The 19,670-nt window shown below is 62.5% G+C and carries 18 protein-coding genes, 4 tRNA genes and 1 pseudogene; 8 read left to right on the forward strand and 15 right to left on the reverse strand.

Features of this window, described 5'->3' with window-relative positions; translation table 11 throughout:
- Nucleotides 1-136: 136 nt before the first annotated feature.
- On the forward strand, nucleotides 137-811 hold the full coding sequence (locus KO538_RS02860; RefSeq protein WP_219327425.1) for a hypothetical protein: 675 nt from the start codon (nucleotides 137-139) through the stop codon (nucleotides 809-811).
- 14 nt (nucleotides 812-825) lie between these two features.
- On the opposite strand, the pseudogene KO538_RS02865 reads toward KO538_RS02860, so the two are convergent.
- Nucleotides 826-1,205: pseudogene (locus KO538_RS02865) on the reverse strand (VOC family protein).
- A complete protein-coding gene (locus KO538_RS02870; RefSeq protein ID WP_070302263.1) occupies nucleotides 1,202-1,993 on the reverse strand; it encodes an alpha/beta fold hydrolase in 792 nt (263 codons plus the stop codon). The pseudogene KO538_RS02865 and the gene KO538_RS02870 overlap by 4 nt, the downstream one beginning before the upstream one ends.
- Nucleotides 1,994-2,333: 340 nt before the next feature.
- On the opposite strand from KO538_RS02870, the gene KO538_RS02875 reads away from it, so the two are divergent.
- Entirely contained in the window at nucleotides 2,334-2,717 is a 384-nt protein-coding gene (locus tag KO538_RS02875) for a hypothetical protein (RefSeq protein WP_223278793.1), read from the forward strand.
- A 122-nt stretch (nucleotides 2,718-2,839) separates the two neighbouring features.
- On the opposite strand, the gene KO538_RS02880 is transcribed toward KO538_RS02875, so the two are convergent.
- Nucleotides 2,840-2,915: transfer RNA gene (locus tag KO538_RS02880), tRNA-Asn, on the reverse strand.
- A gap of 259 nt (nucleotides 2,916-3,174) precedes the next feature.
- Between KO538_RS02880 and KO538_RS02885 the strand changes: the two genes are divergently transcribed.
- Nucleotides 3,175-3,882: a GntR family transcriptional regulator gene (locus KO538_RS02885; protein ID WP_219327426.1), complete on the forward strand. Its 708-nt coding sequence runs from the start codon at nucleotides 3,175-3,177 to the stop codon at nucleotides 3,880-3,882.
- A 68-nt stretch (nucleotides 3,883-3,950) separates the two neighbouring features.
- Here the strand turns inward: KO538_RS02885 and KO538_RS02890 are convergent, their stop codons facing one another.
- The 6 genes from KO538_RS02890 to KO538_RS02915 form a co-directional block, all read right to left on the reverse strand.
- Nucleotides 3,951-5,249 (reverse strand): NCS2 family permease, encoded by a 1,299-nt coding sequence (locus KO538_RS02890; RefSeq protein WP_219327427.1) that lies wholly within the window; start codon nucleotides 5,247-5,249, stop codon nucleotides 3,951-3,953.
- Between the two features lie 76 nt (nucleotides 5,250-5,325).
- Nucleotides 5,326-5,727, reverse strand: a complete 402-nt coding sequence (locus KO538_RS02895) for a GtrA family protein (RefSeq protein WP_219327428.1) — start codon at nucleotides 5,725-5,727, stop codon at nucleotides 5,326-5,328.
- Between the two features lie 140 nt (nucleotides 5,728-5,867).
- Complete coding sequence (locus KO538_RS02900; protein ID WP_307788850.1) at nucleotides 5,868-7,328, reverse strand: c-type cytochrome; 1,461 nt, start codon at nucleotides 7,326-7,328, stop codon at nucleotides 5,868-5,870.
- Nucleotides 7,325-8,983 (reverse strand): GMC family oxidoreductase, encoded by a 1,659-nt coding sequence (locus tag KO538_RS02905; protein WP_070302271.1) that lies wholly within the window; start codon nucleotides 8,981-8,983, stop codon nucleotides 7,325-7,327. The genes KO538_RS02900 and KO538_RS02905 overlap by 4 nt, the downstream gene beginning before the upstream one ends.
- Complete coding sequence (locus KO538_RS02910) at nucleotides 8,980-9,639, reverse strand: sorbitol dehydrogenase family protein (RefSeq protein WP_219327429.1); 660 nt, start codon at nucleotides 9,637-9,639, stop codon at nucleotides 8,980-8,982. The genes KO538_RS02905 and KO538_RS02910 overlap by 4 nt, the downstream gene beginning before the upstream one ends.
- Nucleotides 9,640-9,761: 122 nt before the next feature.
- A complete protein-coding gene (locus tag KO538_RS02915; RefSeq protein WP_219327430.1) occupies nucleotides 9,762-10,766 on the reverse strand; it encodes a hypothetical protein in 1,005 nt (334 codons plus the stop codon).
- A gap of 156 nt (nucleotides 10,767-10,922) precedes the next feature.
- On the opposite strand from KO538_RS02915, the gene KO538_RS02920 reads away from it, so the two are divergent.
- From KO538_RS02920 to KO538_RS02930, 3 genes are read left to right on the forward strand one after another with little or no spacing between them, the layout of a single operon-like run.
- Entirely contained in the window at nucleotides 10,923-11,411 is a 489-nt protein-coding gene (locus KO538_RS02920; RefSeq protein ID WP_219327431.1) for an N-acetyltransferase, read from the forward strand.
- Entirely contained in the window at nucleotides 11,396-12,139 is a 744-nt protein-coding gene (locus KO538_RS02925; RefSeq protein ID WP_219327432.1) for an aspartyl/asparaginyl beta-hydroxylase domain-containing protein, read from the forward strand. The genes KO538_RS02920 and KO538_RS02925 overlap by 16 nt, the downstream gene beginning before the upstream one ends.
- Nucleotides 12,136-13,146: a sulfotransferase gene (locus tag KO538_RS02930; protein WP_219327433.1), complete on the forward strand. Its 1,011-nt coding sequence runs from the start codon at nucleotides 12,136-12,138 to the stop codon at nucleotides 13,144-13,146. Before KO538_RS02925 ends, KO538_RS02930 begins: the two co-directional genes overlap by 4 nt.
- 113 nt (nucleotides 13,147-13,259) lie before the next feature.
- Here the strand turns inward: KO538_RS02930 and KO538_RS02935 are convergent, their stop codons facing one another.
- The 3 genes from KO538_RS02935 to KO538_RS02945 all read right to left on the reverse strand — a co-directional run bounded on the left by KO538_RS02935 (nucleotide 13,260) and on the right by KO538_RS02945 (nucleotide 14,619).
- The gene (locus tag KO538_RS02935) at nucleotides 13,260-13,880 is read right to left on the reverse strand and encodes a choice-of-anchor C family PEP-CTERM protein (protein WP_219327434.1); all 621 of its coding nucleotides are present in this window, start codon (nucleotides 13,878-13,880) and stop codon (nucleotides 13,260-13,262) included.
- A gap of 263 nt (nucleotides 13,881-14,143) precedes the next feature.
- A tRNA-Asn gene (locus tag KO538_RS02940) sits at nucleotides 14,144-14,219 on the reverse strand.
- 73 nt (nucleotides 14,220-14,292) lie between these two features.
- A complete protein-coding gene (locus tag KO538_RS02945) occupies nucleotides 14,293-14,619 on the reverse strand; it encodes a Dabb family protein (RefSeq protein ID WP_034750182.1) in 327 nt (108 codons plus the stop codon).
- Nucleotides 14,620-14,782: 163 nt separating this feature from the next.
- On the opposite strand from KO538_RS02945, the gene KO538_RS02950 reads away from it, so the two are divergent.
- Nucleotides 14,783-15,736: an alpha/beta fold hydrolase gene (locus KO538_RS02950; protein WP_257620132.1), complete on the forward strand. Its 954-nt coding sequence runs from the start codon at nucleotides 14,783-14,785 to the stop codon at nucleotides 15,734-15,736.
- 51 nt (nucleotides 15,737-15,787) lie between these two features.
- On the opposite strand, the gene KO538_RS02955 is transcribed toward KO538_RS02950, so the two are convergent.
- The 3 genes from KO538_RS02955 to KO538_RS02965 form a co-directional block, all read right to left on the reverse strand.
- Nucleotides 15,788-15,863, reverse strand: a tRNA-Asn gene (locus tag KO538_RS02955).
- Nucleotides 15,864-15,998: 135 nt separating this feature from the next.
- Nucleotides 15,999-16,074, reverse strand: a tRNA-Asn gene (locus tag KO538_RS02960).
- Between the two features lie 131 nt (nucleotides 16,075-16,205).
- Complete coding sequence (locus KO538_RS02965; protein WP_175444492.1) at nucleotides 16,206-17,420, reverse strand: amino acid aminotransferase; 1,215 nt, start codon at nucleotides 17,418-17,420, stop codon at nucleotides 16,206-16,208.
- A 112-nt stretch (nucleotides 17,421-17,532) separates the two neighbouring features.
- Between KO538_RS02965 and uvrB the strand changes: the two genes are divergently transcribed.
- On the forward strand, nucleotides 17,533-19,626 hold the full coding sequence (gene uvrB / locus KO538_RS02970) for an excinuclease ABC subunit UvrB (RefSeq protein WP_100427885.1): 2,094 nt from the start codon (nucleotides 17,533-17,535) through the stop codon (nucleotides 19,624-19,626).
- Nucleotides 19,627-19,670 lie beyond the last annotated feature (44 nt).

The raw sequence follows: 19,670 nt of genomic DNA on the forward strand, positions 1-19,670 counted from the left end.
GCGCTCCGTGACGGGAATCGGCGGGGCCGGGCAATCCATTGCTCGGCGGTATCGCTAGATCGTAGGCGTCCGCGGCCCGCATGAGCGCGGTTTACATCAAGGTCAGTTGAATTTGATCCACTGCGGAGGTGATATTTTGTCTTTACTGAAAACCGGGGATGGCCAGACGCGCGGTCCTGACCTGCTGAGCAAGGCCGGCGCGGCTGGTGCGCGCATCGAAGGCAAGGGCATCCTGTCGCAGCTCGAACACGGCGCCGCCGCGCCTGTGGCCATGCCAGCCCTGCGCTGGCGCGCCGGCTGGCGGCACGGAGCCGCTGGCGCGCTCTGCCTGGCGGTGCTGATCACGGCCGTGCTCGCCTACGACACGGACGCCCCGCCACTGCCGCCGGCGCCCGCCATTGCCATGGCGGCACCCGCAATACCAGCGCCAACGGTGCTGCAACAGGCGGCCTCCCCGCCGCAGGCCGCCACTATCGTCAATACGGCGGGACCGCCCTTGCCCGAGGTGGCAGCCTCGAGTGCGCCACGCAAGGTGCTAGCGCCCATGCGCCAGGCGGCCGCCCGTCCACAAGGCGCGAAGCCGGCTGCCGCGCCCGGCGACAGCGACGTCGCCTTGCTGACGGCGATGGTGGCCCATGCGCACCGGCAAGCAGGCACGGCGGTACCCGCACGCGACGTGGTGCTGCGCAAACAGGAAGAAGAAACGGCGGAACTGTTGCAGCGCTGTCAGCAGCTGGGCCTGATCGAAGGCATGCTGTGCCGTTCGCGCATCTGCTCGGGCCGCTGGGACAGCGATCCCGCCTGCCATTGAGTGCCCGGCAAACCTCAGGCGCGCTCGGACACTTCGATCAGGTTGCGGTCCGGGTCGCGCAGATACACGGAGCGGATGGGCCAGTTGGCGCCCGTGCGGGCCACCGGACCTTCCTCGATGGCAATCCCCAGCGCCCCGCCAAATGGGCGATGAACACGTCAAGCGGGACGGCGGCGATGAAGCACAGGTCCAGCGAACCGGGCGTGGGCAAATCCGCCTTGGGCAGGAATTCCTTGCCGGCCTCATGCAGATTGATTTTTTGCGCGCCAAACTTGAAGGCATGGCGGCCGACGCCAAACGTTTCCAGCCGCATGCCCAGCACGCGCGTATAGAAATCGATGCAGGCCGCCTTGTCGCGGGTGGTCAATACCAGGTGATCGAGGTGGCCTATCATGCGTGTCTCGGGTGAGTGGCCGCGTCCATGCGGCCCTGCAAAAAACCTTCCATCAGCGCCAGCAATGCCTGTGGCTGCTCCTGGTGCGGCGTATGGCCGCACTGCTCGACCATGGCGGGCATGGCGTTGAGCGCCTGCGCCACGATGGTGTCGACCTGGGCTGCGCTGCCGTACTGGTCCTCGCTGCCCTGCACCACCAGCGCCGGGCATTCGACGGAGGGCAGCAGATACTCGATGTTCCAGAACTGGAAGCCATAGCTGAGCCAGGTATCCGACCAGGCCTTGAAAATCGTTTCCGTCTTGTCGCCATGGTATTTCGCCAGCGCGCGCAGCTTGCCCGCGCCAAACGCCGCGTCCGCCTCGCGTATGCCATCGAGCGTGATGCCTTCGACAAACACGTGCGCCGCCTCGGTGATGATCCCGCGCAAGCGCGGCGGCTGCTGCGCCGCATAGATCAGGGCGATGCTGCCGCCATCGGAGTGGCCGACGAGAAAATGGTCCTGTCCCGGCAGCAGTGCCGCCAGCACTTGCGGCAGCTCGCACAGCGCATAGTCGTGCAGATAATGGAGCTGGCGGCGCGCCGCCAGCGGCGACGACTGCCCATAGCCGTGGCGGTCGTACAGCAAGCCGCGGCATCCCGTCGCCTGGCATAGCTGCGCGGGAAAATCTTTCCACATCGCACAGCAGCCGAGCCCCTCATGCAGGAATACCAGGCAGGGCTTGGCGGGGTCGCCTTCGATCAGTTCGTAATAGATATCGGTTTCGGCACTCAGGTTCAGTATCGGCATGGGCTAGGCTCGCAACGGGTTCCGTATCGGCAGGTCGGCTGGGCCTATTGTGCCATTGTCCTGCACGGCATGCGTGGCGCCCCCGTAAAAATAGCCTGCTGGAAAAGTTCTTGCCGCTTGCCTGCAAGGTGTTTGCGCCAGCACAAGCGAGCGCCGCTTTTCCAGCGGCCCAGCGCGCTTTCTACCCCTGTGTATGCCTAGAATGAATTACTCCAACAGCATGGAGCAGGCGGCTACCTTATCAGCCCGGACGTGACACTGGCCGTCACGGCAACACAGATAGGGCGTCTTGCCGCACAACGACAGGCGCGGTGTCCAAACTATCGATGAGGAGTACATCATGGAAATGAAAGTAGAAAATCACACGGGCAGCAACCTGGCCCCGGAAACCACCGACCTGCCGCTGGAGCAGGACGGCCAGGCCTCGCAAGACGCGGCCGCACAGGACCTGAACCTGAGCGCCGCCGCCTTCACCACCTACTACACGTGGACGGCCAACGGCGTGCATCCTTCGGTCAACTTCGCCAACGCCAACGTGAAGGCCAATTCGCGCGTATTGCTCAACATCAGCGAATATGGCGCCACTCCCCAGAACCGCTTCATCGGCTCAGCCCGCATGGCCGTGTACAACATCGCACCATATAACGGCGGCTTCCGTGCCTGGGTGGATATCTCGTGGGGCAGCCCGCTCAAGGTGCGTTTCGACGTGTTTGTGGATCCCTGATCCGGGAAACACGGCGCGTGCCGTTGATGCGCTGAAGCGGTGGCTAGCGTGAATGGGAAAACCATGCGCGCATGACAAAAAAGGCCACGTGTTGCCACGTGGCCTTTTGCTGCTGCTTGTTCTGGCTCCCCGACCTGGACTCGAACCAGGGACCTGCGGATTAACAGTCCGTCGCTCTACCAACTGAGCTATCAGGGAAAGGAGGCCGAATTATATACGTCAAAATTTCTCATGTCCAGTTGTTGCTGCATGGCCAGCAAAACTGGCAGCCAGGGAGCAAGCCTCGCCGGCTGGCTGCGCCCGTCTGCGCGGCGCCATGCAAGATAGTAGAATAGCCAGGCCTTGCCGACACGCAAGGCGTACAACGGCATGCCGGCAGCGGGGCGTCGACCACGCCCCCGAGCGGACATGCGCTTGCAAGGTTCGCCTTGCCCCTGGCTTACTGCTCTCACCCGACATGACAGAATCAAGCGCAACCCTGGTGGACAATCCCGGTAACGGCGACAGCTCGGCGGACATTGCCGCGCATATGGCGGCCGCCATCGTGGCACGCCAATTGCCGCCCGGCACGCGGCTGCGCGAAGAGGCGCTGTGCCGGTTGTACGGCGTCAGCCGCACCAAGATCCGCGCCGCCCTGCTCATCCTCTCCAAAGACAAACTGATCCGCATGGTGCCCGACAAGGGCGCCTTCGTCAGCCAGCCGACCGAAGCGGAGGCGCGCGACATCTTTGCCGCGCGGCGCATCATCGAAGCGGCCGTGGCGCGCGAATTCGTTGCGCGGGCCAAGCCTGCCGACTACAGGATGCTCGAGCGCCACCTGAAGGCGGAACGCCAGGCGCTGGCGCAAGCGACGCCGCTGCGCTCGCAACTGCTGGGCGATTTCCACGTCTTGCTGGCCGATATCGCCGGCAACGCCGTGCTGCGCGACATCGTGCGCGAACTGGTGGGCCGCAGCTCGCTCATCACCATGCTGTACCAGTCGGGCCATGATGCCGCCTGCTCGTGCAACGAGCACGGCCGCTTTCTCGAGGCGGCGCGCAGCGGCGACGCGGACCTGGCGGCGCGTCTGATGGTCGAACATCTGGCGCACGTGGAAGCGGCCCTGCGCTTCGACGGCAGCGCCGGCGAGGCCAAAAAAGACCTGGTGGCGGCGCTGCTGACGTAGGCTGCGCCATCAAAAAAGGCCGCCGGTGCGGATGCACGGGCGGCCTTGTCATTGCGGCGGCAAACCCGCTATTCGCCCAAGTAGATAAACTTGAACAGGAAGATGGCGGCGATGATGTAAGCCACCACGGACACCTGCTTGCACTTGCCCGTCAGCAGTTTCAATACGGCATAGGTGATGAAGCCGAAGGCGACGCCGCTGGCAACCGAATACGTAAATGGCATCATCAGCGCCGTGATAGCGGCCGGAATGCTTTCCGTGCTGTCATCCCAGTCGATGAAGGTTAGTTCGCGCAACATCAAACAAGCCACGTACAGCAGCGCGGGCGCCGTCGCGTACGGCGGCACCGTGTGCGCCAGCGGGGCGAAGAACAGGCTGCCCAGGAACAGCAGCGCGACAGCCACAGCCGTCAAGCCCGTGCGTCCGCCCGCTTGCACGCCGGCAGCGCTTTCCACGAAGGCCGTCGTGCTCGACGTGCCCAGGCAAGCGCCGGCGGCGATCGCCGTGCTGTCGGCCAGCAAGGCCTTGTTCATGCGCTCCATCTTGCCGTCTTTCAGCAAGCCCGCACGGTTGGCCACGCCCATCAGGGTGCCCGTCGCATCGAACAGTTCGACCAGGAAAAACACCAGCACCACGTTGACGATGCCGATCGACAGCGCGCCCATGATGTCGAGCTTGAACAAGGTCGGCTCGATGGCCGGTGGCGCCGAGACGATGCCGTTGAACTGGTTGCCGCCAAAGAAGAAACTGGCAATCGTGATGGCGAGAATGCCGATCAGGATCGCGCCCGGTACTTTCAGGCGGTCCAGCGCGACGATGATGAAGAAACCGAGGATGGCCAGGATGGGCGCCGCCTGGTGCAAGTCGCCCAGCGCGATGATGGTGGCCGGGTTCGACACCACCACGCCGGCGCTTTTCAGGGAAATGATGGCCAGGAACAAGCCGATACCCACGGTGATCGCCGTGCGCAGCGCGGGCGGGATGCTGTTGATGATCATCTCGCGTATCTTGAACAGGCTCACCAGGATGAACAGGCAGCCGGAAATGAAGACGGCGCCCAGCGCCACTTCCCAGCTCATGCCCATGCCCTTGACCACCGTGTACGAGAAATATGCGTTCAAGCCCATGCCCGGCGCCAGCGCGATCGGGTAGTTCGCGTACAGGCCCATGATCAGGGTGCCGATGGCGGCCGCCAGGCAGGTGGCGACAAAGACGGAGTCCTTCGGCATGCCCGCGTCGCCGAGGATGGACGGGTTGACGAAGATGATGTAGGCCATCGTCAGGAACGTGGTCAGGCCGGCCAGCAGCTCCGTGCGCACATTGGTCCCGTTGTCCTTCAGTTTGAAATAGCGTTCCAGGAACTGCATGATTAACCCCTTGTTTTGGTGAAACCGCGCGCCAGGTCTTGGCCAAGACGCATCTTTTTTTTCTTGCAATAACTAGTTACTTGGTCGCTGTGCCAGCCGGTTTGAAGGCCCACCAGCGGCTGCCCGCGAAATTCCAGACCAGCCCGATGCCCGTCGCCAGCACCTGCGCCAGCCAGTAATACCAGCCCAGCTGGTGTACCAGCAGCCACATCAGGCCCGTATTGATGCACCAGCCGATGCCCAGCAAGGTGAAGTACTTGGAAGCCGCCTCGCCATGGCCCTTGTCGCTTTTAAACGTGAAAAAGTAATTGAGAAGGTAGTTGACGACGGAACCGAGGATGTAGCCGATGCCGGACGCGGCGGCGGCGCTGATGCCGGCCCACTCCACGCCGCCCCACAGCACGCTGTATTGCACGGCTGTGCCGGAAGCGCCGACGGCGGCGAAACGTAGAAATTGGTGATGCAGGGAATGGGACATTGTCAATTTTCAAATAAGGCGAAGACACTCGCCAGGATCGGGCCAGAATAAAAAATGGCTACGATTGCTCGTAACCATTTTTCAGCCTGCATTTTACTGCAAGTTGCGCCCAACGTTCATATTCGCCGCCGTTTCAGCGTTCACTCTCTGCGCTGACGGCGCCGGCGCAGCCAGACAAACAGCGCGATCAGCAGCAGGATGCCCACGATGCCGCCCGGCAGCATGAACGGTTGCGCCCGCGCCAGCACGGGTTTCTCGCCGCCGCTGCGCGCCTGCGCCACGTAGGCCGGCGTGACGGACACGTCCGGGTTGCCGTACTGCTTCAGCACGTAATTGGCGATCGACGCGATCTGCTCGTCCGTCAACGGCTGCACGTACGAGCGCTGGTCGAAACGGGGCATGAACGCTTCGTGCTCTTCCCCTTCGATCTTGCGCTCGACGCCAAACAAGATGGCCGACACCAGGTTGGCCGGGGTGTTACCGCCCGTCGCCGTGTTGTTGAACAGGGCCGGATAGCTTTGTCCCGTGCTGCCGGCGCCGCTGGCCGAGTGGCAGCTGGCGCAGTAGCCGGAAAACAGCACGGCGCCGCTGTTGAGCGAATGGTGCTCGGTGGAACTGGCCATGCCGCGCAGCAGCGGTTCTTCGCTGGCGGCGCTGCCATGGCTGAAGGCAGCCTTGGTCTGGCCCGTTGCGCGCACGGGCGGCACCGTGCGCAGCCACGCGACGATGGCGGCCACGTCGTCGTCACGCAAAAATTGCAGGCTGTTCTGGATGGCTTCGGCCATGCCGCCGGCCGCCTGCCCCTTGCCTTCCACATGGCCCGTCTTCAGGTAGGCCGTGAGTTCCGCATCCGTCCACGCGCCGATGCCGCTGACCTTGTCCGACGTGATGTTGGGCGCATGCCAGGAACCGAGCGAGGCGCCGGCCAGGGTCTGGCTGCCGATTTCCGCCATCAGCGCATTGCGTGGCGTGTGGCAGGCGCTGCAGTGCGCCAGGCCTTCGGCCAGGTAGGCGCCGCGGTTGATCTGCGCGCTCTTCGTTGCGTCCGGCACGAAGCGCTTATTGTCGAGGAACAAGGTATTCCAGCCCAGCATCGACAGGCGCACATTGAACGGGAATGGCAGGGCCGTCTGGCGCGCCGGCTCGTCGACAGGCTTGACGGCCTGCATGAAGTAGTAATACAGGTCGCCCACGTCCGCATCCGTCAGTTGCGCATAGCTGGTGTAGGGCATGGCCGGATACAGGTGGCTGCCATCGGCGCGCACGCCTTCGCGCAGGGCGCGCGCAAAGTCGGCTTCCGTGTAGTGGCCGATCCCGCCTTTTTTCGATGGCGTGATATTCGTTGCGTAGATCGTGCCCAGCGGCGAATCGATGGCGTAGCCGCCCGCATACGGCTTGCCGCCCGCTGCCGTATGGCAGGCCATGCAGTCGGCGGCGATGGCCAGGTAGCGGCCCCGTTCGAGGCGCGCATCGGGCTTGGCGGGCGCGGGCGTGGCCGGACGGTCCGGCGTCAGCGTGACGGGCGGCACCGGTGGTGCAGCGTGCGCGGCCAGCGGCAAGCCGGCCGCCAGGGTCAGGCTCAGCAATAAACGGCGCATCATGCGGCCTCCCTTGCCAGGGTGCGGGCGATGTCGTCGGCAGCGCGCAAACCGAGCGCGGCCATGCTGAGGGTGGTGTTCACGACGCTGGCCGACGGCATGGCGCCGCCGCCCGGCAGCCACAGGTTGGCGTGATCGTGGGCGCGGCAATTGCCGTCGACCACGGAGTCAAGACGATTCGAACCCATGATGACGCCGCCCATGATGTGGTTATTCGCGTTCAGGCTGTCGGTGATATGGAATTCCACGGCGCCGAACAGCTTGCCGATGTGCTTGAGCTGCGCATGCGCGGCCTTCGCGCCATCGCGCACGTAGTCGCCCACGTCATAGTAAATATCGGGGCAGGCCAGGCCCAGCGGATCCTTGCGCGTCTTGCTCAGGGTCAGGCGGTTGTGCGCCTCGGGCAGCGGTTCCAGACTGATCGACAAGTCCACGCCAAACGCGGCGCGGCGGCGGATCTCGTCGTCGAGGTCCTTGCCCACCAGGCCCAACTTCAACGACTGCTGGGTAGCAGGTCCGACACGCGTGATGTTATTGAGGATCATCTTGTTGGCCGAATACTGCGCACGGAAGGCGCCGTCGCGCGGGCCCACCAGGCAGCTGCTTTGCGCGGGGCCACGGCCCGTCCAGATCGGTTCATTGGCAAGGAAGGTACAGTGGAAACCCGAGTGGTCCATCATGTTGCGGCCCACCTGGTCGGAACTGTTGGCGATGCCGTTCGGATTGTTCTTGTTGGCCGCCAGCAATAGCAAACGCGGCGTTTCGATGCCGTTGCAGGCAATCACGAAAGCCTTGCCCGTCGCCATATGCGACTGTTTTTTCGCGTCATACCAGTGCACGGCCGTCACTCTGTTGTTGTGGTCCGTGTCGATGCGGTAGACGACGGCCTCGGCCAGCACGCCCGCGCCCTTCAGCTCGGCCCGCTCCACGTGGTGGATGCCGTTGTACATGGCGCCGATGGGGCAGATCGGCTGGCAATTGTTGTTGCCGCAGCAGGTGGGACGGCCCTGCCATGGGCGCGTCGAACGGCCTTGCGGAATCGGCACGGAACGGTAGCCGTGCGGGTTGACCACTTCGGCGAAGCGCTTGTCGCCATAGCCCCAGGGCACCATGTCCATCGGGTACGGTGCGCTGCGCTCGCTCGGCGATTGCAGGGCCGGATCGTTGGGGCCGGCCACGCCCATTTCCTGCTCGGCGCGGCAATAGTACGGTTCCAGTTCATCGTAGGAAATGGCCCAGTCGCGCCCTACCCCGTAATCGCTTTTCATCCGCATGTCGGACGGCAGATGGCGCCAGCACGACGCGGCCCAGTGCCAGGTCGTGCCGCCCACCGTGCGCAGATAGCCCTGCTGGAAACTGCTGCCGTTGGGACCGGATACTTCCACATAGTTATTCTTCGGGAAATACAGCGGTGCGGGCGCGTTTTCCGCTTGCGGATACAGGCCCTGGAAGTCGGAACCGACGCGGTTTTCGAAGGGCATGTTGCGCCAGTTTTCCACGGCTTGACCACGCTCGATGCGCAGGCCCGCTTCCAGCATGATCACGGAGTGACCTTGCGCGGCCAGCTGGTCGGCCATCATGGCGCCGACGACGCCCGTGCCGACGATGACGACATCGGCGACGACGTCGCCATTGCTCTTGAATTGGGGTGATTTCATTTTGCTTGCTTGCCTTTCGGTTCAGGGGTGCCGGTGGTGGCCGGCGCGGGCACGGGTTTCGGTTCCACGGGTGCGGAAACGCGCACGGCCGGCGGCGCCTTCAGCCACCACAGGGGACCGTAATTGCAGTAAGTCGGCACGACCTGGCCATCGGCCACCGTGCGGTACATCAAGGCCTCGGCGTAGGCGACGACGATGGATTTCGTACCCTGCGCCGCGTTGCCGGCGACGGTGCCCGTGTACCAGGCGGCGACGATGGCCAGCGCCAGCTCGCGCAGCCCCGCATCGGCGGCGGTGGCGGCCGCCAGCAAGGTCTTCGCTTCCTGGCCCGTGACGAGCAGCGCGCCCAGCTGCGGCAAGCGCTCGGCGAAGCCGGGCACGTTGCTGCGCATGGCTTGCTCGATGCGCGCCGCCGTCGCGGCGGACAGATCGCGGTGGCCCGTGATCGTTTGCGACAAGGTGTAGAACAGCATGGTGGCAGGGGCCAGGCCCGTCGCCGGCGCGCTGGCCGGGGCCTGCATGGCGGCGGACAGGGGATTGCTCCAGAAACCGGCCTGCGCCAGCAAGGCGGCCAGGCCGATCAGGGCGTGGCGGCGGCTGATGCGGGGAAGGAATGAAACGGATGTTGCAGATGGTTCAGTGTCTGGATGGTTCATGAGACTCCCGCAAGACTTGTTGTTTTATTGACTTCGATGATTGCGCCAAATTGCATTTGCGCATAGATGGAACCGGTTCCATATTATCCTACAGAAGTAAATTGTCTGCCAATGTAGTATTACTAATGGGAATTTGGCTCGGGCAATTCCTGTTTTTCACGCAGGCAAAACGCCAGCCCCGGCTGGCCGCCCAGGCGGTAATGGAAGTCCAGCACGCTGCCGCCAGCCAACGAGGGCTTGTCCGGCAAAGGCAATGGCAGGTTCAGGCTGCACTCGTGGTCGCCCAGGACGATGTCGCCATACACGCGGATGCGCGTGAGCAAACGCGGCGCCTGCTCCAGCACGTCAGGCAGGCGGATGCTGGCGGCGGGCAGCGTGTCGCCCCGCTCCCCCTGCCAGGCGCGCATGGCGTCCGCATCGAGCGCAAACACGCGGCCCCAGTCCGTGCACGGCTCGCCGGGGCTGCGCCGGTCCAGGCCCAGGTGCACGGTGACGGCCGCCGGCAGCAGCGCCGCCGCAGGCGCTTGCGCGTGCAGGTTGCGCAGGATGGCCACCTGCGGCTCCTTGCCCAGCGCCGTATTCATGGTTTCGCTGACGATCACGTCCGGCATGGCGCCCGCAGGAATGCGGTAGGCTGCCGCGTCGGCGCAAAGGTATTCGGCGACGTGGCTATCCAGGCCCAGGGCGGCGATCAGTTCGCGCGCATAGTCCAGGGTCTCAACATGCACGTCGAGGATGGCAAACTGCACCTCGCTCGCGTCCAGCACGGCCATCACCGGCAGGGCCAGCAAGGCGAACGGACCGCAGCCCGCATACAGCACGCGCACGGGCCGGCCTCCGTTCACGTCCAGCCGCTCGCGCACGGCCTGCGCCAGGCCTTGGATGAAGGCGGCGCTGCGGTAGGGCTCGCGCGCGCACAGGCCCGCCTGCACGGGCGAGATGGCCCAGCCGCTGGGGAGAAAACTTTCGCCGTCGCGCAAGCCGTCCTGCCGGTCCATGGGCAGGCGCGAATGGCGCTCGACGAGCTGGCGCAGCTGCACCGTTTCGCCGACCAGGCTGGCCAGGGTACGCTGAGGATCGCACAGCGCGGCCGCCATGGCGGCCAGTTCCGCGCGCGCCGAAGTCACGCGCAACTCCACAGGCAAGGCAGGATAAAGACAGAATGCATAGCGGCTTCCTTGAAATGATTGCAAGTGCGCGGAAAAATTGGCAGCATAGCAAATAAATAAACGCCTGCGCATTTGGCCCCATCGCCCCCATCGCCACCACCTACCGGAGCACCGATGCACGACTTGCCGCTTTCCGCCCCATACCAGTTGCGCGTCCAGCGCGACGACGACGATGGCTTTGCCGCCGCGCTGTACAGCTCCACGCGCGACGACTTGCGCCAGATGCCGGCCGATCCCGCCGTCATCGAGCAGCTGATCGCCATGCAGCAGCGCATGCAAAGCCACGGCTATCGTCAGGCGTATCCGCAGGCCATGTACCTGGTGCTGCAGCACGGCGACACGCCCATCGGCCGCCTGGTGCTGGACCGCCATGATCAGGTGCTGCACCTGGTCGACATCGCCATCCTGCCCGCCGCGCAAGGCCAGGGCGCAGGCAGCGCCGTGCTGCGCGGCTTGCAGGCGCAAGCGGGCGCGCAGCAATGCCGGATCCACCTTGCCGTCAACAAAAGCAACACCGCCGCGCGCGCGCTGTACCAGCGGCTGGGCTTCCGGTTGCGCGGGGAAAACGAGGTGCAGGATCAACTGGAATGGAGCGCGCCATAGTGGCGGCGCCGACTCCACCCAGCACCTGGCTGCGGCTGCCGCTGTGCTTTGATGTGGCGCGCATGCAGCGCGACAGCGACCAGTTCGCCACGGACGAGTGGGTCCATCATTTCAATACGGGCGCCTACGACACGGGCTGGAGTTGCGTGCCGCTGCGCTCGCCGGGCGGAGCAGCCGGCGACATCATGCCCGTCGATGGCGCCGCCTATGCCGGCACACCGCAACTGGCGCGCTGCCCCTGCCTGCGCGAGGTGCTCGGAAGCTTCGCCTGCGAGATCCGCGCCGCGCGCCTGATGGCTTTGGCGCCAGGCGCCGCCATCCGCGCGCACCGCGACGCCGGCACGTCGCTGGCCGATGGCTTGATCCGCATCCACATTCCCATCCACACTACGCCCCAAGTGCTGTTCAGCATCGACGGCGAGAACGTGCACTTCGCGGCCGGCCATGCCTGGTACATGGACGCCAGCTGCCTGCATGCGGTGCGCAACGATGGCGCCGCGCCGCGCATCCACCTCGTGCTCGACTGCATCACCAATGCCTGGCTCGAAACGCTGTTCGCCTCGGCCGGCTTCGCGCCGAAAGCAGCCAACAAATATGGCGACCCCAGCATCAACGATGGCAATGTGCGGGCCGTCATCGCCCAACTGCGGCTGTCGCCCTCGCCCGCCAGCCTGGCGCTGGCCAGCGAATTGGCAGCATTAGCCGGCGGCGTTGGGAACGCGCCATGAGCGCCCGGCATGGCCTGACCCAGCAGGAAGGCTTGCTGGCCAGAGGCACTGTTGTTCCCTGGCATGCGGGCATGGACATGCGCCGCTGGTATCCACTCTTTGCACAGCACGATGCGCAAACGGACGAGGTGTCCCTCTGCTGGCGCGACCTGGGCCGGCAGCCGTTCAGCGAACCATTCTTTATCAACACCCTGGCACGCCAGCCGCATGAGGAGCGCCGCGTCTGCCACACGCCGCTGGCGGCGCTCGCCACGCTTGGCGATTGCCTGACGCCCGACGCCTTCATCTTCCACGTCTCGCGCTGTGGTTCGACCCTGCTGACGCAATTGCTGGCGACCTTGCCGCAATGCGTGGTGCTATCTGAGCCAACCGTGATCGACTCGCTGCTGCGTCTGCATCACGATGGCATGGCGGGCAGCGACGGCATCGCCCTGCTGCGCCAGGCCATCCTGGCACTGGGCCAGCGCCGCACGGGCGAAGAGACACATTTCTTCATCAAGTTCGATTGCTGGCACATCCACAACCTGGCCTTGCTGCGCCAGGCATTTCCCGATACGCCCTGCCTGTTCCTGTACCGCGAACCGCAAGCCGTGCTGGCCTCGCACCAGCGCCAGCGAGGGCCGCAGATGATCCCCGGCATGCTGCACCCGGCCCTGCTGCCGCTACCCGCACACCAGCTAGCTCCGGGCGACCATGATGGCTATGCGGGTGTGGTGCTGTCCAGCCTGTTTGCGGCCGCTCAGCCGCCCGCCGCCGCGGGCCAACTGCAGCTCATTAACTACAATCAATTGCCTGGCATGGTATTGGACGACTTGCTGCCCCGCTTTCGCATCACCCCGACCGCCGGACAGCTGCAAGCGATGCGCAAACGTGGTGGCGTGCATGCAAAATATGGCACGGTGTTCCACGGCGACGCGCCGCCGCATGCGGCAGGCAGCCTGCCTGCCATGGCGGAGCAGATACAAGCAGGCTATCAGGCGCTGGAAGCGCTGCGCGTAGGAAATTGAAACTGCATCAGCAGTGCCATCAGCGCGCCGTAAAAGGCAAAAGTCCGGTGAAGGACCAGGCTTTTGTGTGGCGGCCGTTGCGCTGAGCGGCCGTGCCTCAGCCGGAAAGTCCCTTAGCCACGTTGCGCGCGACGGCGGCGTGCCATGAAACCCATCAGTCCCAGGCCGGCAGCCAGCATGGCATAGGTTGATGGTTCTGGCACGGCCGTGACCGATACGTTATCGAGTGCCGCACCCCACACGCTGTTTTTGTTATTACCTTGAAAGTACAAGGTGCTGTTGGCAGCGGTGGCAATAAAACTGAACCCTTCGTTTACCCAGCCCATGTTGGAAGGAGACCGGCCCGTGCTGTCAAACGTGAAGCTGTGCACGCCCGTGACGCCCACATCCACCAACTTGAGGCTGCCGCCACCTTCGGCATTTCCGGCCAGGCTGAAACTGACGTTGTACTGCTGTCCGATCACGGTGCCGAAGGATTGCGAAATACGTCCGCCCGAGCTGCCATTCAAATCCAGGCTGTAATTGCCCTCGGCGTGCTTCCAGTATTGGTTGATGATATCGACGCTGCCACTGTCCACGCTCCAGGCGCCCAGGTGTCCGCCGCTGTTTATCTGAGTGAACGGGCCGCTAAACGTGCTCGATTCGAAGCCGCCATTGCTCAACAAGTTAGCGTGCGCCAAAGGCGCAACCAGAATCAGTGCAGCCACACCAGCCAAAGCAGTCAACTTACGCATAATCCAATATCCCTTTTATTTTATTCAAGAAATTTATTTTTCTTGAAGTCATCAGCTTAAGGCTGACAACTTAAAAAATCAATAATATTCTTAATTTAATAATAAATAATCCGCCAAGATTCGCCGCTTTCGCATCGGGGATCTGGCGATCATGAAATTGAAAATGATGTGGATGACCAAATGATGTGCCACGCGCAAGGAGTAGCTCCTGAAACGCAAAAAGCCCAACCGAAAGGCTGGGCTTTTTGATGCTGCTGATGTTCTGGCTCCCCGACCTGGACTCGAACCAGGGACCTGCGGATTAACAGTCCGTCGCTCTACCAACTGAGCTATCAGGGAAAAGAGGCCGCATTCTATAGGGCAAATTTTCAGTTGTCCAGATTTACGCTGAAAAATTTACGCGCGGCGACACTCAGCCCGGATTTTCCCGGGGCTGATAGTCAAACACCAGCACCCGCCCCAGCCATGGCTTGAGCAGATCGACAAAGGCCAAGTGGGCAGGATGGGCCAGGTACACGTCGCGCGCGCTGGCGCCATCGAAGGTCAAGGTAAAGCAATCGGTAAAACCGTCATCGAGGCCTTCCGGGCTGACGTTCGGTCCCCATTCGAATTGCAGCACGCCGGGAATGCGGTGTTTAAGCTGGGAAAATTCATAGACCAGCTCGGCATGCTTGGCCGGTGTGATGTCCTCGAGAAAGTCACACAGGACGATATGGCGCAACGGAATTGAACAGGTCATGGTGGCAGCTCTCCTATGGGGTTACATTCAGGATAGCGCAAAACGAAAAAGCACACAGGCAGCGGCCCGCCACGCCACACATATTCTCTATATGCAACATGTTATTCGGATAATATCCCCCATGGACACCCCCCTACCCGCAGGCCACCATCGATATCCGCCCATGACTAAGCTACTGGCAGTGCTATTCATCACCCTGATGCCATTTTCCGCAAGCAAAGCGCAAGCGCTCGCCATCGATGCGCTGCTGACACCGGACATCGGCGGGATCAAGCAGTTTGTGGAAATCAAGACAGATAACTCAAAAAAACCTGTTCTGCTCTTTTTATCGGGCGGACCGGGAAGTTCAATGCTGAAGAATGCGGATGCCTTCACCGCCATCCTGAAAAACAGATTTACGCTGGTGCAGTGGGATCAGCGCGATGCGGGGAAAACCCTGACACTCAATCCGTCGCCAAGCCAGCCATCCGTCGCGCAGATGGAGCAGGACACCTACCAGGTCATCATGTTTCTGCGCAAAGAGCTCAAGCAGGAAAAAATATACTTGCTGGGCAGTTCCTGGGGCAATGTGCTGGGTTTTCATATCGTCGAACAGCATCCGGAACTGCTGCACGCGTATTTCGCCGTCAATCCCGTCATCAGTCAGCTGGCCAGCGAAAAGGCATTGCTGCTTAATTTGCAGACGCATTTCCGGGACGATGCCGTCGCCAGCCAAGAACTGGCGCAGGTACAGATCCCCTTTCAACGGGATGAAGACCTGTTTTACCTGCGCAAATGGCTTTTCCATAAAGAGGGGAAAACATTCGCCACCAGCGATGGCTTCAAGACCGGCTTTCTGCAATGGTCCAAAGCCTGGTCGCCCGTATGGAACGAAGTCATGCATATCGATTTGCCGAAGACCTTGAAGAAAGTCGACTGCCCGGTCTATTTCTTCGTTGGCAAGAACGACATCCAGACCTCCACCCGCATCACGCAAGACTATTTTGAGCAGCTGCAAGCGCCAAGGAAGGGGCTGTTTGTATTTGAACAGTCGGGACACCAGATACACCAGGACGAACCGGAAAAATTCCAGCGATCGATCATCGGGACCCTGCCCGCGCCAATCGCGGCGCGCTGAAATGCAGAAAGCCCAGCCGGTGAAGGCTGGGCTTTCTGCTGCTACGTGTTCTGGCTCCCCGACCTGGACTCGAACCAGGGACCTGCGGATTAACAGTCCGTCGCTCTACCAACTGAGCTATCAGGGAAAAGAGGCCGTATTATATAGGCCAAACTTGGCGCTGTCCAGATTTCCATAGGGAAAATCTTATCGTGGCCCAAGCTATACGCGGGCGCCGCAAAAACAAAAAAGGCCACGTTTTTCAACGTGGCCTTTCGAATTCTGGCTCCCCGACCTGGACTCGAACCAGGGACCTGCGGATTAACAGTCCGTCGCTCTACCAACTGAGCTATCAGGGAAAAGAGGCAATATTATATGTCGCTTGTTCCATATTTGCAAGACTGATACTGCATCGCCACAAACACGGCCATCGCCGACTTTCTACCGCCATCAGCGCCGCACTTGCATGCAGCGCCGAAGAAGCAAGATATTAAAGTACTTTGGCGATCGCGTCAATGACGATGTCGATATTGCGCGAATTCAATGCTGCCACGCAGATACGGCCCGTGTCGACGGCGTAGATCGATTGTTCGCGCAGCGACGCCACCTGCTCCTTGGTGAGACCCGAGTACGAAAACATGCCGATTTGCTGGCGCACGAATTCGAAGTCGTGGCCTGGCGCCTTGGCTTTCAGTTTTTCCACGAAGGCATTGCGCATTTCGCGGATGCGCACGCGCATGCCGGCCAGCTCCTCTTCCCACAACTGGCGCAGTTCCGGCGTGGCCAGGACGGTGGCAACCACCTTGCCGCCGTGTACTGGCGGGTTCGAGTAGTTGGTGCGCACGACACGCTTCAGCTGCGACAGCAGGCGTGCCGCTTCGTCGGCGCTCGAGGCGACGACGCTCAGGGCGCCCACGCGCTCGCCGTACAGCGAGAACGATTTCGAGAACGAGTTCGATACCAGCAGCGGGCCGCCCGCGTCGGCGAAGCGGCGCACCACGGCGCCGTCTTCGGCGATGCCGTTGGCGAAGCCTTGGTACGCCATGTCCAGGAACGGCACCAGGCCGCGCGAGGTCACCACGCTGATGATCTGATCCCACTGGGCCACGCTCAGGTCGGCGCCGGTCGGGTTGTGGCAGCAGGCGTGCAGCACGACGATGGAGCCGGCTGGCATGGCGTTCAGGCTGGCCAGCATGCCGTCGAAGTTCACGCCATGGGTGGCGGCATCGTAGTAAGTGTAGTTATTGACGACGAAACCGGCGTTTTCGAACAGAGCACGGTGGTTTTCCCAGCTCGGGTCGCTGATGTAGACTTGCGCGCCCGGCGCGAAGCGCTGCAGGAAGTCGGCACCGATCTTCAGTGCGCCCGTGCCGCCGATGGCTTGCACGGTGACGGCGCGGCGCTCTTGAATTACGGCGCTATCGGCGCCAAATACAAGTTCTTGCACAGCCTTGTCGTAGGCGGCGAGGCCTTCGATCGGCAGATAGGTGCGTGGCGCCGCCTGTTCGATCAGGATGGCTTCCGCCTTGCGTACGCAAGCTAACAGAGGCACTTTACCGTTGTCGTCATAATAGACGCCAACGCCCAGATTGATTTTGGCGGGATTCTGGTCCGCGTTAAATGCTTCGGTGATGCCCAGGATCGGGTCGCGTGGGGCCATCTCGATGGCGCTAAACAGACTGGCAGAAACAGTTGGGTTCGTCATGATAAGATTGGATTCGATTGGAAGCAGGTTCACAGCGGAGTTGTAGACAGCGCCCCAAAATACAACGCCAGGGCCGCCAGCAGAGCACTATTCTAACAAAGGTCTGATTCACATGCCCGAATTATCTACCGCCAGCGAGGCGGAAAGCGCAATTATCTCTTTCCCGGACTCCCCGTTCAAGCTGCACCAGCCCTTCCCTCCGGCCGGTGACCAGCCCACGGCAATCGACCAGTTGTCAGAGGGGATTGCCGACGGACTGGCCTTCCAGACCCTGCTGGGCGTGACCGGTTCGGGCAAGACCTACACCATGGCCAACGTCATCGCGCGCATGGGCCGGCCCGCCATCGTCTTCGCCCCGAACAAGACCCTGGCCGCGCAGCTGTACAGCGAGTTTCGCGACTTTTTCCCGCAAAACGCGGTTGAATACTTCGTCAGCTACTACGATTACTACCAGCCCGAAGCCTACGTGCCGCAGCGCGACCTGTTCATCGAAAAGGACTCGTCGATCAACGAGCATATCGAACAGATGCGCCTGTCGTGCACCAAGTCGCTGATGGAACGGCGCGACGTCATCATCGTCGCCACCGTCTCGGCCATCTACGGTATCGGTAACCCGAACGAATATCACCAGATGATCCTGACGTTGCGCGTCAAAGACAAGGTCGCCCAGCGCGACGTCATCGCGCGCCTGATCCAGATGCAGTACACGCGCAACGAAGTCGATTTCGGCCGCGGCACCTTCCGCGTACGCGGCGATACCATCGACATCTTCCCCGCCGAGCATGCGGAGCTGGCCGTGCGCCTGGAAATGTTCGACGACGAGATCGAATCGATCCAGCTGTTCGACCCGCTGACGGGCAGAGTACGGCAAAAGATCCCCCGCTTCACCGTGTATCCGGGCTCGCACTATGTGACGCCCCGCTCCACCGTGCTGCGCGCCGTGGAGACCATCAAGGACGAGCTGCGCGAGCGCCTCGAGTTCTTCCGCAAGGAGAACAAGCTGATCGAGGAACAGCGGCTCGAGCAGCGCACGCGCTTCGACCTGGAAATGATGGCGGAAATCGGTTTCACCAAGGGCATCGAGAACTACTCGCGCCACCTGTCCGGCGCGCTGCCGGGCGAGCCGCCGCCGACCCTGGTCGATTACCTGCCGCCCGACGCCATCATGTTCCTCGACGAGTCGCACGTGCTGACGGGCCAGCTGAGCGCCATGTACAACGGCGACCGTTCGCGCAAGACGAACCTCGTCGACTACGGCTTCCGCCTGCCGTCGGCGCTCGACAACCGCCCCTTGAAATTCGAGGAATTCGAACAGAAGATGCGCCAGACCGTGTTCGTCTCGGCCACGCCGGCGGAATACGAAAAGAACCATTCCGACCAGGTGGTCGAACAGGTCGTGCGCCCCACGGGCCTGGTCGACCCGCAAATCATCGTGCGTCCCGCCAGCAGCCAGGTGGACGACCTGATGTCGGAAATCGTCGAGCGCATCAAGAAGGACGAGCGCGTGCTGGTGACGACCCTGACCAAGCGCATGTCCGAGCAATTGACGGAATACCTGGGCGACCATGGCATCAAGGTGCGCTACCTGCACAGCGATATCGAGACGGTGGAGCGCGTGGAAATCCTGCGCGACCTGCGTCTGGGCACCTTCGACGTGCTGGTGGGGATCAATCTGCTGCGCGAGGGCCTGGACTTGCCGGAAGTGTCGCTGGTCGCCATCCTCGACGCGGATAAAGAGGGCTTCTTGCGCTCCGAGCGCAGCCTAATCCAGACCATCGGCCGCGCCGCGCGTAACCTGAACGGCACGGCGATTTTGTACGGCGACCGCATCACGGACTCCATGCGCCGCGCCATCGACGAGACGGAACGCCGCCGCGCCAAGCAGATCGCCTTCAATACGGCCAACAACATCATCCCGATCGGCGTGAAGAAATCGATCCGCGAAATGATCGATGGCGTCTACAGCCCGCAGGAAGCGCGCGAAACCCTGCAAGTGGCGCAGGAAGCAGCCAAGTTCGAATCGATGAGCGAGAAGCAGGTCAGCAAGGAAATCAAGCGCCTGGAAAAACTGATGGTCGACCACGCCAAGAACCTCGAGTTCGAAAAGGCGGCGCAAGTGCGCGACCAGCTGCATATCCTCAAGCAGCAGCTGTTCGGCGCACCGGGTACGGACAATGTGACATCGATACTGGGTAGGTCGGATTAGGCCCTGCGGGCCGTAATCCGACAACATCGTTGGCGCCGGTGGCG

This window comes from Janthinobacterium sp. NKUCC08_JDC (assembly GCF_019345575.1).
Taxonomy (GTDB): Bacteria; Pseudomonadota; Gammaproteobacteria; order Burkholderiales; family Burkholderiaceae_D; genus Janthinobacterium; species Janthinobacterium aestuarii.

What these genes read in the sequence shown, in the direction of transcription:
- KO538_RS02950 (WP_257620132.1), top strand. Translation starts at nt 14,783, where the DNA reads ATGACTAAGCTACTGGCAGTGCTATTCATCACCCTGATGCCATTTTCC.
- KO538_RS02945 (WP_034750182.1), bottom strand. Translation starts at nt 14,619, where the DNA reads ATGACCTGTTCAATTCCGTTGCGCCATATCGTCCTGTGTGACTTTCTC.
- KO538_RS02965 (WP_175444492.1), bottom strand. Translation starts at nt 17,420, where the DNA reads ATGACGAACCCAACTGTTTCTGCCAGTCTGTTTAGCGCCATCGAGATG.
- KO538_RS02935 (WP_219327434.1), bottom strand. Translation starts at nt 13,880, where the DNA reads ATGCGTAAGTTGACTGCTTTGGCTGGTGTGGCTGCACTGATTCTGGTT.
- KO538_RS02905 (WP_070302271.1), bottom strand. Translation starts at nt 8,983, where the DNA reads ATGAAATCACCCCAATTCAAGAGCAATGGCGACGTCGTCGCCGATGTC.
- KO538_RS02900 (WP_307788850.1), bottom strand. Translation starts at nt 7,328, where the DNA reads ATGATGCGCCGTTTATTGCTGAGCCTGACCCTGGCGGCCGGCTTGCCG.
- KO538_RS02890 (WP_219327427.1), bottom strand. Translation starts at nt 5,249, where the DNA reads ATGCAGTTCCTGGAACGCTATTTCAAACTGAAGGACAACGGGACCAAT.
- KO538_RS02875 (WP_223278793.1), top strand. Translation starts at nt 2,334, where the DNA reads ATGGAAATGAAAGTAGAAAATCACACGGGCAGCAACCTGGCCCCGGAA.
- KO538_RS02910 (WP_219327429.1), bottom strand. Translation starts at nt 9,639, where the DNA reads ATGAACCATCCAGACACTGAACCATCTGCAACATCCGTTTCATTCCTT.
- uvrB (WP_100427885.1), top strand. Translation starts at nt 17,533, where the DNA reads ATGCCCGAATTATCTACCGCCAGCGAGGCGGAAAGCGCAATTATCTCT.
- KO538_RS02895 (WP_219327428.1), bottom strand. Translation starts at nt 5,727, where the DNA reads ATGTCCCATTCCCTGCATCACCAATTTCTACGTTTCGCCGCCGTCGGC.
- KO538_RS02920 (WP_219327431.1), top strand. Translation starts at nt 10,923, where the DNA reads ATGCACGACTTGCCGCTTTCCGCCCCATACCAGTTGCGCGTCCAGCGC.
- KO538_RS02930 (WP_219327433.1), top strand. Translation starts at nt 12,136, where the DNA reads ATGAGCGCCCGGCATGGCCTGACCCAGCAGGAAGGCTTGCTGGCCAGA.
- KO538_RS02885 (WP_219327426.1), top strand. Translation starts at nt 3,175, where the DNA reads ATGACAGAATCAAGCGCAACCCTGGTGGACAATCCCGGTAACGGCGAC.
- KO538_RS02925 (WP_219327432.1), top strand. Translation starts at nt 11,396, where the DNA reads ATGGAGCGCGCCATAGTGGCGGCGCCGACTCCACCCAGCACCTGGCTG.
- KO538_RS02870 (WP_070302263.1), bottom strand. Translation starts at nt 1,993, where the DNA reads ATGCCGATACTGAACCTGAGTGCCGAAACCGATATCTATTACGAACTG.